The following is a 15,720-nucleotide window of genomic DNA, read 5'->3' on the forward strand; positions in this document are numbered from 1 at the left end:
CTCGTGCGTGTCCGGGCGCGGATCAGCCGGCGCGCTCCGCGAGGGCGAGGACCCGGTGGGCGCCCGCCACCACCGCCGCGTCCACGAACCGGCCGTCCGCCAGGGCCAGCGCGCCCCGGTCGGCCGTGGCCGCCGCCACCACCTCGCGGGCCGCGTCGACCTCCTGCGCGGTCGGCAGATAGGCCCGCTCGATCACCGGGAGCTGCCGGGGGTGGATCGCGGCCCGGCCGAGGAAGCCGAGCGCCCGGCCCCGGGCGCAGCCGGCGGCGAGCGCGTCGAGGTCGGCGACGTCCGCGTGGACCGACTGGACCGGCGGCGGCAGCGCGGCCGCCCGGGCGGCGACCACGACCCGGCTGCGCGGCCAGTCGAGGCCGCTGTCGTCGCGCACCCCCAGGTCGGCCCGGAGGTCGGCCTCGCCGAGGGAGAGGCCGCGGACGGCCGGGTGGGCGGTGGCGATGGCGTACGCCTGCTCCACGGCCAGGGCGTTCTCCAGGAGCGGGTAGAGCGGGAGACCGGGGGCGAGCTCGCTGATCCGGTGGATGTCAGTGGCGTGTGTCACCTTGGGGACACGGAGACCGCCGAGGCCGGGGAGGGAGGCCAGGACGGGGATGTCGCGCGGGGTGTGGATGCGGACGTGCACCGGGACGGGGTGGGCGTCGGAGAGCAGATCGACGGTGGCGTCGAGGGCGTACGCCTTGCGGTCCGGGGCGACCGCGTCCTCCAGGTCGACGATGACCACGTCGGCGCCGGAGCCGAGCGCCTTGCGGACCACGTCGGGGCGGTCGCCGGGGGCGTACAGCCAGGTGAGGGGGAGTCTGCGGCCCCGGTGCCGCAGGCCGTCCACGGCGCCCGGGGCGCTCATACCGCCCCCTGGGCGCGCAGGGCGGCGATCTCGGCCGGGGTGAGGCCGGCCGCCGTCAGGACCTCGTCGGTGTCGGCGCCGTGCGGGCGGCCGGCCCAGCGGATGCCGCCCGGGGTCTCGGAGAGCCGGAAGAGCACGTTCTGCATCCGGATCGGGCCGAGCTCCGGGTCGGGGACCTCGGTGACCGTGCCGAGCGCCTGGTACTGGGGGTCGGCGAGGACGTCCCGGACGTCGTAGACCGGGGCGATCGCCGCCTCCGCCTTCTCGAAGGCGGCCATGGCCTCGTCGCGGGTGTGGCGGGCGATCCACGAGCCGACCGCCTCGTCGAGGACGTCGGCGTGCGCGGCCCGGCCCGAGCCGTCGGCGAACCACGGCTCGTCGATCAGCTCGGCCCGGTCCACCAGGCGCATCACGCGTTCGGCGATGGACTGCGCCGAGGTGGAGACGGCCACCCAGGAGCCGTCGGAGGTCCGGTAGGTGTTGCGGGGGGCGTTGTTGCGGGAGCGGTTGCCGGTGCGCGGCTGGACGTAGCCGAGCTGGTCGTACCAGAGGGGGTGGGGGCCGATGACGGAGAGCATCGGTTCGATGATGGCCATGTCCACGACCTGGCCGTGGCCGGTCGTCGTCCTCGCGGTGAGCGCGGTCATCACCGCGTACGCGGTGGCGAGGGCGGCGATCGAGTCGGCGAGGCCGAAGGGGGGCAGGGTCGGCGGCCCCTCCGGCTCGCCGGTGATGGCGGCGAAGCCGCTCATCGCCTCGGCGAGGGTGCCGAAGCCGGGGCGGTGGGCGTACGGGCCGAACTGGCCGAAGCCGGTGACCCGGGCGAGGACGAGCCGGGGGTTGACCGTGGACAGCTCCTCCCAGCCCAGACCCCAGCGTTCCAGGGTGCCCGGGCGGAAGTTCTCCACGATCACGTCGGCGTCGGCGGCCAGCCGGAGCAGGGCGTCCCGGCCGCCGGGGGTGGACAGGTCGAGGGTGACGGTCCGCTTGTTGCGGCCCAGGACCTTCCACCACAGGCCCACCCCGTCCTTGGCCGGGCCGTGGCCCCGGGACGGGTCGGGCTTGCGGGGGTGCTCGACCTTCACGACGTCGGCGCCGAAGTCGCCGAGCATCATGGCGGCCAGCGGCCCGGCGAAGAGCGTCGCCAGATCGAGGACCCGCAGCCCCTGGAGCGGCGGGACCTTCGCGGCGGGGGGAGAGGCGGGGGCGGGGGGCGCGGTGGGGGTGGTCATACGGGATCGGCCTCCAGGGACTCGGGGGTGTCGAGGGCCGCGTCGATCTCGGTGCGGTACGGCATCGAGGTCGAGGCGCCCTCGCGCCGGACGGAGAGCGCGGCGGCCGTGCCGGCCCGGGTGAGGGCCTCCGGCATCGGCAGGCCCTCGGCGACCGCGACCGCGAGGGCGCCGACGAAGGTGTCGCCGGCGGCGGTGGTGTCGACGGCCCGCACCCGGGGGGCGGGCACGGTGAGCGGTTCCGCGCCGCGTGCCACGTAGAGGCAGCCGGCCGCGCCGAGGGTGACGACCACCTCGGGCACCGCGTCGAGGAGGGCGAGCGCGGCGGCGTGCGGGTCGGTGCGGCCGGTGAGCGCGACGGCCTCGTGCTCGTTGGGCACCAACAGGTCGGTGACGTCGAAGAGTTCGGGCGGCAGCGGCTGGGCCGGCGCCGGGGTGAGGACGGTGCGGACGCCGCGGTCGTGGGCGTGGGCGGCGCCCTCGACGACGACGGAGAGGGGGAGTTCGAGCTGGAGGAGGAGCAGCTGGGCGGAGGCGATCAGGGCCTCGTCGCCGGCGGTGAGGGAGGTGACGGTGGCGTTGGCGCCGGGGACGACGACGATCGCGTTGCCGCCCTCGTCGTCGACGACGATGTGCGCGGTGCCGGACGGGCCCTCGACGGTGCGGAGCAGGTCGGTGTCGACGGAGGAGTGCTCCAGGACGTCCCGGAGCCGGTAGCCGAAGTCGTCGGCGCCGACCGCGCCGATCAGGGCGACCTCGCCGCCCGCGCGGGCGGCGGCGACCGCCTGGTTGGCGCCCTTGCCGCCGGGGATCGTGCGGAACGCGCGGCCGGTGACGGTCTCGCCGCGTGCCGGGGCCTTCGCCACGTAGGCGACGAGGTCCATGTTGGTGCTCCCGAGCACCACGATGCTGGTCATGGGCGTACTGCCTCCAGGTGGGTCAGGTCGGCGAGGGTGTCGAAGCCGGTGCCGTCGAAGCCCGGCACCGAGGTGGCGAGCCGGTTCTTCAGGGGGGAGGTCCAGCGGTCCGGCAGCCGGGCCGGGTGGCCGGCGAGGAGGCCGGCGACCGAGCCGGCGGTGGCGCCGTTGGAGTCGGTGTCCCAGCCGCCGGAGACGGCCGCGCAGATCGAGCGGGTGAAGTCGCCGTCGGCGTGGGTGAGGGCGGCGGCGAGGAGCGCGGAGTTCGGCACGGCATGGACCCAGTGGTACCCGCCGTACCGGGCGTGCAGCCGGTCCACGACGGTGTCGAACGTGGGGGTGGCGCGGGCGGCGGCGATGCCGTACCGGACGGCCTCGGCGAGCCGGGAGCGGGGCGGGACGACGGAGAGTCCGGCGGCGAGCGCCCGGTGGACGTCGGCGGTGCCGCCCGCGGCGGCGGCCACGGTGGCGGCGACGAACAGGGCGCCGTGGACGCCGCTGCCGGTGTGGCTGAGGACCGCGTCCCGGTGGGCCTGGGCGGCGGCCGCGGCGGGGTCGCCGGGGTGGGTCCAGCCGTGGACGTCGGCCCGGATCTGGGCGCCGATCCACTCCCGGAAGGGGTTGCGGCGGACGGCGGTCAGCGGTGGCTCGATCCCGTCCAGGAGGTTGCGGTAGGCGATCCGCTCGGCGGTGAAGGTGCGGCCGGCGGGGAGTTCGTCGAGCCAGAGGTGGGCCACGTCGGCGGTGGTGAAGCCGCGGCCGTGGCGGCGGAGGAGGAGCAGGGCGAGGAGGGGGTAGTTGAGGTCGTCGTCCTCGGGCATGCCGTCGATGGTCTCGGCGAGCGAGGTGGCGGCGGAGCGGCGGTTCCAGGGGTGGGCGGCCAGCAGCTCCGGCGGCACCCCGCGGGCGGTGAACCAGTCGTCGAGCGGCCAGTTCCCGGCGGCCCGGGCGAGCGCGCGGATCGCGTCGAGCGGCAGCTTCTCGACGGGCTTCCCGAGCAGGCACCCGGCGGCCCGCCCGAGCCAGGCGGCGTGCAGGCGGTCGCGGAGGGCCGGGTCCTCGGTGGCGCCGGGGAGCGGGGCGGGCCGGTCGGGGCAGGCGGCGGTGATCGCGTCGAGGCCGGTGGGTTCGTCGGGGGCGAGGGGCGAGGGGAGGGCGGCCAGCTCGTCGAGCAGCTCCTCGGCGAGCGGCCGCAGCTCGGGCCGGGGGACGGGCGAGGCGCCTGCGGCGGGCGGTGCGGGGTCCCCGCCGGCCGCGTACCAGCGCGCCGCGATCTCCCGCGCGTCCCGCCCGTCCTCGGCCGCCTGGCGCAGCTCGTGCCCGACGAGGTCCTCGGGCTGCACCCAGGTGAGGCGCACGGTGGCGGCCTCCGGCCGGCCCCCGGCCCGGACCTCGGCGCCCGACGCCCCGGTTCTGGTGCCCGGGGGGTGGGCCGGGTGGCTGAGGGTGGTGTCCGTCATCGGGACGGGTCCGTGAGGGCGGCGCGGGCGGACTCGTGGGCGCGGCGGCGGGCGGTGTCGCGGGCGAAGACCTCGTGGGCGACGGCGGTCAGGGACCGCGCCGGGGCGTGCAGGTCGAGGCGGCTGGCCTCCGCCACCCGCTTCGCCCAGTCCGCGGGGACGGCCGCCTCGCCGTGCAGGGCGCCGGCGATCGCGCCCGCCATGGTGGCGATGGAGTCGCAGTCGCGGCCGTAGTTGACCGCGCCGAGGACCGTACGGCGGTAGTCGCCCTCGCCGACCAGGAGCATGCCGAGCGCGATCGGCAGTTCCTCGATGGAGTGGAGGCGGGAGGGGCGGCGGGCGCCGAGGCCGGGGTTGCGGTAGTCGGGGCCGACGGAGTCGTACGGGGCGACCGCCTTGCGGAGCGGTACGAGCGCGGTCTCGAAGTCGCGGTGCCGGTCGGCGACTTCGGCGACTGCCTCGATCGCGGCGCGGGTGCCGTCCTTGGCGAGGCCGAGGACGGTGTCGACGACCGTGCGCGGGCCGGCGCCGGGGACGCAGGCCGCCGCGACCGCCGCCGCGAAGACGCCCGCCGCCTCGCGGCCGTACGAGGACTGGTGGGCGCCCGCGACGTCGATCGCCTCGGCGTAGGCGCCGTCCGGGTCGGCCGCGTTGACCAGGCCGACCGGGGCCATGTACATCGCGGCGCCGCAGTTGACGATGTTTCCGGTGCCGGCCTCGCGGGGGTCGTGGTGCCCGTAGTGGAGGCGGGCGACGATCCACTTCTCGGCGAGGAAGATCCGCTGGAGGGGGAGGGCCTCCGCCTCCAGTTCGGGGATCCACACGGGGGTGCCCATGAGTTCGGGGACGAGGTGGTCCGCGACGGCGTACGCGTCGAGGTGGTCGCGGACCCTCTCGTACACCCGGATCAGCGCGTGGGTCATCAGGGTGTCGTCGGTGACGTGCCCGTCGCCCTTGTGATACGGGGCGATGGGGCGGGCGGTGCGCCAGGAGTCGCCGTTCCAGGGGCCGACGACGCCGGTGACGCGGCCGCCGTGGCGTTCGGCGATCTGCTCGGGGGTGTACCCCTCCACGGGGCCGCCGAGGGCGTCGCCCACGGCGGCACCGAGGAGACTTCCGGTGATCCGGTCATCCAGTGTGGGTGTCATGTCGGAATTGTCCACCTGGCGGGGCCGGTTCCGTGGTTCCCAGCAGCCCGGCGAGTTCCACCAGGTCCGTGCCGGCGAGCCGGGGGAGCGCGCAGCCGGACAGCGTCCGGCAGGCGTCCCGCCAGCTCGCCGGGACCGAACGGCCGCCGCCCAGCGCGCCGGTGAGCGCGCCGGCCAGGGCGGGCGCGGAGTCGGCGACCCGGGAGAGGCAGGCCGCGGCCGGGACCGCGGCCGTCATCGCGCCGCGCGCGGCGACGGTCAGCGCGAGGGCCACCGGGACGGTCTCGGCGGCGGCGATGCCGTAGCTGTAGACGTGGTCGACGATCTGGTGCTCCAGGAGCGGGACCAGTTCGAAGGCGGAGTCGGCGGTACGGGCCAGCTTCACGGCGTGCCGGGCGTTGCGGCCGATCTCGGTGACGGGCGGGAGTTCGGCGAGCGCGGCCTCGACGGCGGTGTCGGGGTCGGCGCCGCCGAGGGCCGCCGCGACGGCCGCCGCGGTGGCGCGGGCGCCGTGCACGCCGTCGCCGTCCTGGGTGTACCGGGCGTCGAACTCGGCGAGTTCGGCGGCGGCGCGCGGGTCGCCGGGGTGGACGACGGCGAGGACCGCTGCCCGGACGCAGGCGGCGTCGTCGAAGTAGTGCGGGTTGTCGTGGCCGGTGGCGGGCGGGCGCAGACCGGTGGCCAGGTTGCCGAGGCCGGCCCGGACCGAGATCCGGGCGCGCAGCGGGAGGACGGCGGACTCGATCTCGGGGGCACGGTCGGCGGCCGCCGCGACCTGGCCCGCGAGGTGGTTCCAGGCGAGGTCGACGGCGGCGCGGAGGCGGCGCTCGCGGGGGAGGGCGGCGAAGAGCGGGCCGCCGGCGGCCAGGACCGCCTCCGCCGTGAAGGCCGCCCACTCGGCGTCGTCGGAGGGGCCGAGGCGGAGGGGCTCGGGGGGCTGGTTCAGGGCGATGGGGACGGGGAGGGTGGTCGTCGCGTTCTGCTCCGCGAAGGTGTCGAGTTCGCGGGTGAGGCGGCGGGTCCACTCGGGCATGCGGGCGGCGCGGTGGCGTGCGGCGGGCCAGCCGGCGGCGTCGCCCGCGGCGAGGCCGAGGAGGAGGCCCTCGATCCTCTCGCGGTCCGCCCTGCGCGGCGGCGCGGACCGTGGGGCCTCCTGGGGCGCGCCCCAGGTCCCCGTGGCCTGTGGCGCGGGGGCCTGGGCGGCGGCGCGTGGTGCCGGGTCGGGGTCCAGCGGGGCGAGGAGCTGCGCGTCGGCGCCCGGCACGGGGGCCGGGTCCAGCGGGGTCAGGAGCTGCGCGTCGGCGCCCGGCACCGGGGGGAGGTCCAGCGGCGCGTCGGTCGCCGGAGCGGCGCCCGCCATCGGGGGCTGGGCCCACCCTCCCCCGGAGGGGGGACCCCCACGCCCCGCGGAACGACGGCCCACGGCGGGTGCGGAACGGGTGTCGGCGGCCGGGGTGGCGGGGGCGGGCGAGCCGGCCGGGGGCGCCGGCTCGGTCGTGGTCAGGTCGGCGCTCATCGGGGGTCCTCTTCGGTCAGGAGGTCGGCCACGTCCAGGACGTGGTAGCCGCGCATGGTGGGGAGGCAGCTGCCGGTCACGGGGGTGATGGCGGTGGCCCACTCCTCGGGGATGGCGGTCAGGCCGCCCGCCGCGCCGGCCAGCGCGCCGGCCACCGCCGCCGTGGTGTCGGCGTCGCGGCCCATGTTCACGGCCGTCAGGACCGCCGTGCGGAAGTCGCCGCGGGCCGCCGCGAAGGCGCCGAAGGCGAGGCCGACGGCCTCCGGGGCCAGGTCGGTCCACGGGTAGCCGCCGATGACGACCGCCGAGCGGACCTGGCGTTCGCGGGTGAGCGGGTCCGGCTGGACGCGCTGCGCCGCGACCACCGCCCGCCGCAGCGAGCGGGCCGTCCAGGAGTCCATGGGGATCACCGAGAGGGCCGCCGCGATGACGGACGTGACGCCGGCGCCGGACATGGCCGCCGCGACGCCCGCCGCCACCGCCTGGCCGCCGTAGATGCCCTCGCCCTCGTGGCTGACGCTGCCGTCGATGGCGACGAGCCGGGCCGCCTCCGCCGGGCGGCCGGCCGCGAAGACGCCGAAGGGCGCGGCCCGCATGGCCAGTCCGTCCGACCAGGCGTGCCGGTGCTGGGCGGAGATGGGGGCCGCCAGGCCCCGGCGGAGGTTCTCCAGGGTGCCGCGCTCGGAGAAGCCCGCGCCGCGGAAGGGGCCCTCGTCGAGGTCGGCGATCCAGCGGTGCCACGCCCGCTCGACGTGGGCGACGGTGAGCGCCGAGCCGTGCCGGGCGAGCAGCAGCGCCGAGAAGATCGCGTACTCGGTGTCGTCGGTGCCGGCCGGACGGTCCGTCAGGAAGCCCTCGATCCGCCCCCACCTGCGGCGGATCTCGGAGGGCTTCATGTTCTCGGCGGGGGCGCCGAGCGCGTCGCCGACGGCGAGGCCGAGCAGCGCCCCCCTCGCCCGTTCCCTGGTGTCGCATGTCGTGGTCACCATCTCCGCGCCCCTTCCTCGGTGCCCGCACCTCTTCGGCGGTACCCCTTCGCCTGGATCTGTGCCACGACGGGCGGACGACTCGCCGGTGGACGGCTTCTGTCACCCGTCTGTCAGTGGGGCGGCGGGGCATGACGGAAGGTCAGGGAAGGGTCACCACACTGAGGCGGGCCTTACTAAGTACGGCCTGCCTTGCTGGCGGGCCCCTTACATCGCGCGTATTTTCGAGGGTGTTGGGGGGCGGCGGGTACGACCCGGCCCGCCGGAACGAGGGGAGAGCCATGTCCATCATCGAAGCCCAGGCACCGCTGCACGAGGCCCACCGCGACAACCACACCCACCGTGACGTCAACGGCGGTTGGCTGCGGCCCGCCGTCTTCGGCGCGATGGACGGCCTGGTCTCGAACCTCGCCCTCATGACCGGTGTGGCGGGCGGCGCGGTCTCCTCGCAGACGATCGTCGTCACCGGACTCGCCGGGCTCGCGGCCGGAGCCTTCTCGATGGCGGCCGGCGAGTACACCTCCGTCGCCTCGCAGCGCGAGCTCGTCCAGGCCGAACTGGACGTGGAACGCGTCCAGTTGCGCAAGCACCCGATCGACGAGATGGAGGAGCTGGCCGCCCTCTACGCCTCCCGCGGCGTCGAGCCCGCGCTCGCCCGCGAGGTCGCGATGCAGCTCTCCCGGGACCCCGAGCAGGCGCTGGAGATCCACGCCCGCGAGGAGCTGGGCATCGACCCCGACGACCTGCCGTCGCCGCTCGTCGCCGCCGTCTCGTCCTTCGGCTCCTTCGCACTGGGCGCGCTGCTGCCGCTGCTGCCGTACCTGCTCGGCGCGACCGCGCTCTGGCCGGCCGTGCTGCTCGCCCTGATCGGCCTCTTCGGCTGCGGCGCGCTGGTCGCCCGGGTCACCGCGCGCGGCTGGTGGTTCAGCGGCCTGCGCCAGCTGGTGCTCGGCGGCGCCGCCGCGGCCGTCACGTACGGACTCGGCATGCTCATCGGCGCGGCCGTCTAGCCCGTCCCGGGCGGCCCTCACGAGGGCCGCCCGGGAGGCCGCTCCCGCTGCCGTGACCTCCCGTTTTCCCGCGGGACCGGCGGAACGGAATCCGTACCTCCGCAGAAGCCCGAGAGGCCCCCGCACGGGGCCTTTCGGGCTTTTCGGGGTGACAAAAAGGGGCGTAGGCCGCATTCTCGCTGTGACGAATATCCCTGGTCGCAATCCGCGCGGCGGTGAGACACTATGCAGGACGCCACATATGTAGCCGGTTACTCGGCGGTTTCGAACCCGTGACCAACGGGAAAGAGGCTGAAGCGTCGTGGGGCAATGAGGCCCTGCCCGGACGAGCCGGTACGGCTCCGTCCCCCGCGGATCAGTCACGGTGCAGTCACTGTCCCCGCACCCAGAGAGAACAGGTGAACGCACACCACCGCTCCGTGTCGGAGGTGTCCGCATGCTGGAACGAGCTATCCGCTAGGCGAGAAGCACGCCATCATGTAACCTGCACGAAATTTCGCGGAGGGCCAACGTCGTCCCTCGGCATCTGCATATGCCACGACGACGACGGGAGAGCCGATGCGTTCCGACGCCTGGTCGCCCATGGACGGTCGCCCCGCCCCCCAGGGCATGTACGACCCCCGTAACGAACACGACGCCTGCGGTGTCGGGTTCGTGGCCACCCTCACCGGTGTGGCCAGCCACGCGCTGGTCGAGCAGGCGCTGACCGTACTGCGCAACCTCGAACACCGCGGCGCCACCGGCTCCGAGCCCGACTCCGGTGACGGCGCCGGCATCCTGCTCCAGGTCCCGGACGCGTTCTTCCGCGAGGTCACCGGCTTCGAGCTGCCCGAGGCCGGCGCGTACGCCGTGGGCACGGCCTTCCTCCCCGTCGACAGCGCCGACGAGACCGCCGCCGCGATCGAGGCGCTCGCCGCCGACGAGGGCCTCACCGTCCTCGGCTGGCGCGAGGTCCCCGTCGCCCCCGGCCTGCTCGGCGCCACCGCCCGCTCCACCATGCCGGCCTTCCGCCAGGTCTTCGTGACCGACGGCGAGTCCACCGGCATCGCCCTGGACCGCAAGGCGTTCGCGCTCCGCAAGCGCGCCGAGCGCGAGGCCGCGACGTACTTCCCGTCGCTCTCCGCCCGCACGATCGTCTACAAGGGCATGCTCACCACCGGTCAGCTGGAGCCCTTCTTCCCGGACCTGTCGGACCGGCGCCTGGCCTCCGCCATCGCCCTCGTCCACTCCCGGTTCTCCACCAACACCTTCCCGAGCTGGCCGCTCGCCCACCCGTACCGCTTCGTCGCCCACAACGGCGAGATCAACACGGTCAAGGGCAACCGCAACTGGATGACCGCCCGCGAGGCCCAGCTCGCCACCGACGTCTTCGGCGAGAGCAGGACCGGCAAGGGCCTGGACCGGATCTTCCCGATCTGCACCCCGGACGCCTCCGACACCGCCTCCTTCGACGAGGTCCTGGAGCTGCTCCACCTCGGCGGCCGCTCGCTGCCGCACGCCGTCCTGATGATGGTCCCCGAGGCGTGGGAGAACCACGACTCCATGGACCCCGCGCGGCACGCCTTCTACCAGTACCACTCCACGATGATGGAGCCCTGGGACGGCCCCGCCTGCGTCACCTTCACCGACGGCGTCCAGGTCGGCGCGGTCCTCGACCGCAACGGCCTGCGCCCCGGCCGCTACTGGGTCACCGACGAGGGCCTCGTCGTCCTCTCCTCCGAGGTCGGCGTCCTCGACATCGACCCCGCCAAGGTCGTCCGCAAGGGCCGCCTCCAGCCCGGCAAGATGTTCCTCGTCGACACCGTCGAGCACCGCATCATCGAGGACGACGAGATCAAGGCCGGCCTCGCCGCCGAGCACCCGTACGCCGAGTGGCTGGAGACCGGGGAGATCGAGCTCTCCGACCTCCCCGAGCGCGAGCACATCGTGCACACCCACGCCTCGGTCACCCGCCGCCAGCAGACCTTCGGCTACACCGAGGAAGAGCTCCGCGTCATCCTCGCCCCGATGGCCCGCACCGGCGCCGAGCCGATCGGCTCCATGGGCACCGACTCGCCGATCGCGGCCCTCTCCGAGCGCCCCCGGCTGCTCTTCGACTACTTCACCCAGCTCTTCGCGCAGGTCACCAACCCGCCGCTGGACGCCATCCGCGAAGAGCTCGTGACGAGCCTCCGCTCCTCCCTCGGCCCCCAGGGCAACCTGCTCGACCCGACCGCGGCCTCCTGTCGCTCGGTCACCCTGCCCTTCCCGGTGATCGACAACGACGAGCTCGCCAAGCTCATCCACATCAACCACGACGGCGACATGCCGGGCATGAAGGCCGCCACGCTCTCCGGCCTCTACCGGGTCTCCGGCGGCGGCGAGGCCCTCGCCGCCCGCATCGACGCCATCTGCGCCGAGGCCGACGCGGCGATCGAGGGCGGCGCCCGCCTGATCGTCCTCTCCGACCGGCACTCCGACGCCGAGCACGCGCCGATCCCGTCGCTGCTGCTCACCGCGGCCGTCCACCACCACCTCATCCGCACCAAGCAGCGCACCATGGTGGGTCTGCTGGTCGAGGCCGGCGACGTCCGCGAGGTCCACCACGTCGCCCTGCTCATCGGCTACGGCGCCGCGGCGGTCAACCCCTACCTCGCCATGGAGTCCGTCGAGGACCTGCTCCGCGCGGGCACCTTCCTGTCGGACATCGAGCCCGAGCAGGCCATCCGCAACCTGATCTACGCCCTCGGCAAGGGCGTCCTCAAGGTCATGTCGAAGATGGGCATCTCCACGGTCGCCTCCTACCGCGGCGCCCAGGTCTTCGAGGCCGTCGGCCTCGACGAGCAGTTCGTCGCCCGGTACTTCAACGGCACCGCCACCAAGATCGGCGGCGCCGGCCTGGACGTCGTCGCGAAGGAGGTCGCCGCCCGGCACGCCAAGGCGTACCCGGCCACCGGCATCGCCTCCGCGCACCGCGCCCTGGAGATCGGCGGCGAGTACCAGTGGCGCCGCGAGGGCGAGCCGCACCTCTTCGACCCGGAGACCGTCTTCCGCCTCCAGCACGCCACGCGGAACAAGCGGTACGACATCTTCAAGAAGTACACGGACCGGGTGAACGAGCAGTCCGAGCGCCTGATGACGCTCCGCGGCCTGTTCGGCTTCGCGACCGAGGGCCGTACCCCGATCTCCATCGACGAGGTCGAGCCGGTCTCCGAGATCGTCAAGCGGTTCTCCACCGGCGCCATGTCGTACGGCTCCATCTCCCAGGAGGCGCACGAGACCCTCGCCATCGCCATGAACCAGCTCGGCGGCAAGTCGAACACCGGTGAGGGCGGCGAGGACCCGGAGCGCCTGTACGACCCGGCGCGCCGCTCCGCGATCAAGCAGGTCGCCTCCGGCCGCTTCGGCGTCACCTCCGAGTACCTGGTCAACGCCGACGACATCCAGATCAAGATGGCCCAGGGCGCCAAGCCCGGCGAGGGCGGCCAGCTGCCCGGCCACAAGGTCTACCCGTGGGTCGCCAGGACGCGTCACTCGACGCCCGGCGTCGGCCTCATCTCGCCGCCGCCGCACCACGACATCTACTCCATCGAGGATCTGGCCCAGCTGATCCACGACCTGAAGAACGCCAACCCGTCGGCCCGCATCCACGTGAAGCTGGTCTCCGAGGTCGGCGTCGGCACGGTCGCGGCCGGCGTGTCCAAGGCCCACGCGGACGTCGTCCTGATCTCCGGCCACGACGGCGGCACCGGCGCCTCCCCGCTGACCTCGCTGAAGCACGCGGGCGGCCCCTGGGAGCTCGGCCTCGCCGAGACCCAGCAGACCCTGCTGCTCAACGGCCTGCGCGACCGGATCGTCGTCCAGACCGACGGCCAGCTGAAGACCGGCCGCGACGTCGTCATCGCCGCGCTGCTCGGCGCCGAGGAGTTCGGCTTCGCCACCGCGCCGCTCGTCGTCTCCGGCTGCGTCATGATGCGCGTCTGCCACCTCGACACCTGCCCGGTCGGCATCGCCACCCAGAACCCGGTGCTGCGCGACCGCTTCTCCGGCAAGGCCGAGTACGTCGTCAACTTCTTCGAGTTCATCGCGCAGGAGGTCCGCGAGCTCCTCGCCGAGCTGGGCTTCCGCTCCATCGAGGAGGCCGTCGGCCACGCCGAGCTGCTCGACACCAGCCGCGCCGTCTCGCACTGGAAGGCGCAGGGCCTCGACCTGGAGCCGCTCTTCTACGTGCCGGAGCTGCCCGAGGGCGCGGTCCGCCACGCCCTGGTCGAGCAGGACCACGGCCTGGAGAAGGCACTCGACAACGAGCTGATCCAGCTCGCCGCCGAGGCGCTGAACGCCGCCTCCGCGGAGGAGGCCCAGCCGGTCCGCGCCCAGGTCCCGATCCGCAACATCAACCGCACGGTCGGCACCATGCTCGGCCACGAGGTGACGAAGAAGTTCGGCGGCGCCGGCCTCCCGGCCGACACCATCGACCTCACGTTCACCGGCTCCGCCGGCCAGTCCTTCGGCGCCTTCCTGCCGTCCGGTGTGACCCTCCGCCTGGAGGGCGACGCCAACGACTTCGTCGGCAAGGGCCTCTCCGGCGGCCGCGTGATCGTCCGCCCCGACCGGGGCGCCGACCACCTGGCCGAGTACTCCACCATCGCGGGCAACACCATCGCGTACGGCGCCACCGGCGGCGAGCTCTTCCTGCGCGGCCGCACCGGCGAGCGGTTCTGCGTCCGCAACTCCGGCGCCCTGGTCGTCTCCGAGGGCGTGGGCGACCACGGCTGCGAGTACATGACCGGCGGCACGGCGGTCGTCCTCGGCGAGACCGGCCGCAACTTCGCGGCGGGCATGTCCGGCGGCGTCGCCTACGTCATCGACCTCGACCCGAGCAACGTCAACTCCGGCAACCAGGGTGCGGTCGAGGCCCTGTCGGACGCCGACAAGGCGTGGCTGCACGACGTCGTGCGCCGCCACCAGGAGGAGACCGGCTCCACCGTCGCCGAGAAGCTCCTGGCCGACTGGGACGCGGCGGTGAGCCGCTTCAGCAAGATCATCCCGACCACGTACAAGGCAGTGCTCGCCGCCAAGGACGCCGCTGAGCTCGCCGGTCTCTCCGAGCGGGAGACCACCGAGAAGATGATGGAGGCGGCGACCCATGGCTGACCCGAAGGGCTTCCTCACCACCGGCCGCGAGGTCGCCGAGACCCGTCCCGTCGCGGAGCGCGTCCGCGACTGGAACGAGGTCTACGTCCCCGGCTCCCTGCTGCCGATCATCAGCAAGCAGGCCGGCCGCTGCATGGACTGCGGCATCCCGTTCTGCCACAACGGCTGCCCGCTCGGGAACCTCATCCCCGAGTGGAACGACTACGCCTACCGCGAGGACTGGTCGGCGGCGTCCGAGCGCCTCCACGCCACCAACAACTTCCCGGAGTTCACCGGTCGCCTGTGCCCGGCTCCGTGCGAGTCGGCGTGCGTGCTCGGCATCAACCAGCCGGCCGTCACCATCAAGAACGTCGAAGTCTCCATCATCGACAAGGCGTGGGACGCCAACGACGTCAAGCCGCAGGTGCCCGAGCGCCTCTCCGGCAAGACCGTCGCGGTCGTCGGCTCCGGCCCGGCCGGCCTCGCCGCCGCCCAGCAGCTGACCCGGGCGGGCCACACCGTGGTCGTGTACGAGCGCGCCGACCGCATCGGCGGCCTGCTGCGCTACGGCATCCCCGAGTTCAAGATGGAGAAGCGGCACATCAACCGCCGCATCGAGCAGATGCGCGCGGAGGGCACCAAGTTCCGCACCGGCGTCGAGGTCGGCCGCGACATCACCGCCACCGACCTGCGCAAGCGGTTCGACGCGGTCGTGGTCGCCGCCGGCGCCACCACCGCCCGCGACCTGCCGGTGCCGGGCCGCGAGCTCAAGGGCATCCACCAGGCGATGGAGTACCTGCCGCTCGCCAACAAGGTCGTCGAGGGCGACTTCGTGGCCTCGCCGATCAGCGCCGAGGGCAAGCACGTCGTCGTCATCGGCGGCGGCGACACCGGCGCCGACTGCGTCGGCACCGCCCACCGCCAGGGCGCGGCCTCCGTCACCCAGCTGGAGATCATGCCGAAGCCGGGCGAGGAGCGGAACGCCAACCAGCCCTGGCCGACCTTCCCCATGCTCTACAAGGTCACCTCGGCGCACGAGGAGGGCGGCGAGCGGGTCTACTCCGTCTCCACCACCCACTTCGAGGGCGACGAGGACGGCAACGTCCAGTACCTCCACCTCGTCGAGGTCGAGTTCGTCGACGGCAAGCTGACCCAGAAGCCCGGCACCGAGCGGAAGATCCCCGCCCAGCTGGTCACCCTCGCCATGGGCTTCACCGGCACCGACGTCCAGAACGGCCTGGTCGCGCAGTTCGGCGTCGAGCTCGACGAGCGGGGCAACATCGCCCGCGACGCCGAGTTCGCCACCAACGTCGACGGCGTGTACGTCGCCGGCGACGCCGGCCGCGGCCAGTCGCTGATCGTCTGGGCGATCGCCGAGGGCCGCTCGGCCGCCCGCGGCGTCGACCGCTACCTCACCGGCGCCAGCTCCCTGCCGGCCCCGATCCGCCCGACGGACCGGTCCCTGCTGGTCTGACGG

Annotated in this window: 10 protein-coding genes; 3 read left to right on the top strand and 7 right to left on the bottom strand. The window is 74.3% G+C overall.

Annotation, left to right across the window (positions count from 1 at the left end; translation table 11 throughout):
- Window positions 1-22: 22 nt before the first annotated feature.
- From IF73_RS0101625 to IF73_RS0101655, 7 genes are read right to left on the bottom strand one after another with little or no spacing between them, the layout of a single operon-like run.
- The gene (locus IF73_RS0101625) at window positions 23-862 is read right to left on the bottom strand and encodes an HpcH/HpaI aldolase/citrate lyase family protein (protein ID WP_051716479.1); all 840 of its coding nucleotides are present in this window, start codon (window positions 860-862) and stop codon (window positions 23-25) included.
- Window positions 859-2,094, bottom strand: coding sequence for a CaiB/BaiF CoA transferase family protein (locus IF73_RS0101630; protein ID WP_031002598.1), 1,236 nt, complete (start codon window positions 2,092-2,094; stop codon window positions 859-861). The genes IF73_RS0101625 and IF73_RS0101630 overlap by 4 nt, the downstream gene beginning before the upstream one ends.
- On the bottom strand, window positions 2,091-3,011 hold the full coding sequence (rbsK, locus tag IF73_RS0101635; protein ID WP_031002600.1) for a ribokinase: 921 nt from the start codon (window positions 3,009-3,011) through the stop codon (window positions 2,091-2,093). The genes IF73_RS0101630 and rbsK overlap by 4 nt, the downstream gene beginning before the upstream one ends.
- Window positions 3,008-4,471 (bottom strand): ADP-ribosylglycohydrolase family protein, encoded by a 1,464-nt coding sequence (locus IF73_RS0101640; protein ID WP_078867904.1) that lies wholly within the window; start codon window positions 4,469-4,471, stop codon window positions 3,008-3,010. The genes rbsK and IF73_RS0101640 overlap by 4 nt, the downstream gene beginning before the upstream one ends.
- Entirely contained in the window at window positions 4,468-5,619 is a 1,152-nt protein-coding gene (locus IF73_RS0101645) for an ADP-ribosylglycohydrolase family protein (protein ID WP_031002605.1), read from the bottom strand. The genes IF73_RS0101640 and IF73_RS0101645 overlap by 4 nt, the downstream gene beginning before the upstream one ends.
- A complete protein-coding gene (locus IF73_RS0101650; RefSeq protein ID WP_031002606.1) occupies window positions 5,600-7,135 on the bottom strand; it encodes an ADP-ribosylglycohydrolase family protein in 1,536 nt (511 codons plus the stop codon). Before IF73_RS0101650 ends, IF73_RS0101645 begins: the two co-directional genes overlap by 20 nt.
- Complete coding sequence (locus IF73_RS0101655) at window positions 7,132-8,124, bottom strand: ADP-ribosylglycohydrolase family protein (RefSeq protein ID WP_031002607.1); 993 nt, start codon at window positions 8,122-8,124, stop codon at window positions 7,132-7,134. Before IF73_RS0101655 ends, IF73_RS0101650 begins: the two co-directional genes overlap by 4 nt.
- A gap of 278 nt (window positions 8,125-8,402) precedes the next feature.
- On the opposite strand from IF73_RS0101655, the gene IF73_RS0101660 reads away from it, so the two are divergent.
- The 3 genes from IF73_RS0101660 to IF73_RS0101670 all read left to right on the top strand — a co-directional run bounded on the left by IF73_RS0101660 (window position 8,403) and on the right by IF73_RS0101670 (window position 15,717).
- Window positions 8,403-9,131: a VIT1/CCC1 transporter family protein gene (locus IF73_RS0101660; protein WP_031002608.1), complete on the top strand. Its 729-nt coding sequence runs from the start codon at window positions 8,403-8,405 to the stop codon at window positions 9,129-9,131.
- A 558-nt stretch (window positions 9,132-9,689) separates the two neighbouring features.
- A complete protein-coding gene (gene gltB / locus IF73_RS0101665) occupies window positions 9,690-14,264 on the top strand; it encodes a glutamate synthase large subunit (RefSeq protein ID WP_031002609.1) in 4,575 nt (1,524 codons plus the stop codon).
- Window positions 14,257-15,717: a glutamate synthase subunit beta gene (locus tag IF73_RS0101670; RefSeq protein ID WP_031002612.1), complete on the top strand. Its 1,461-nt coding sequence runs from the start codon at window positions 14,257-14,259 to the stop codon at window positions 15,715-15,717. The genes gltB and IF73_RS0101670 overlap by 8 nt, the downstream gene beginning before the upstream one ends.
- Window positions 15,718-15,720 lie beyond the last annotated feature (3 nt).

This window comes from Streptomyces sp. NRRL F-5727, assembly GCF_000719555.1.
In the GTDB taxonomy this organism is placed as follows: domain Bacteria; phylum Actinomycetota; class Actinomycetes; order Streptomycetales; family Streptomycetaceae; genus Streptomyces.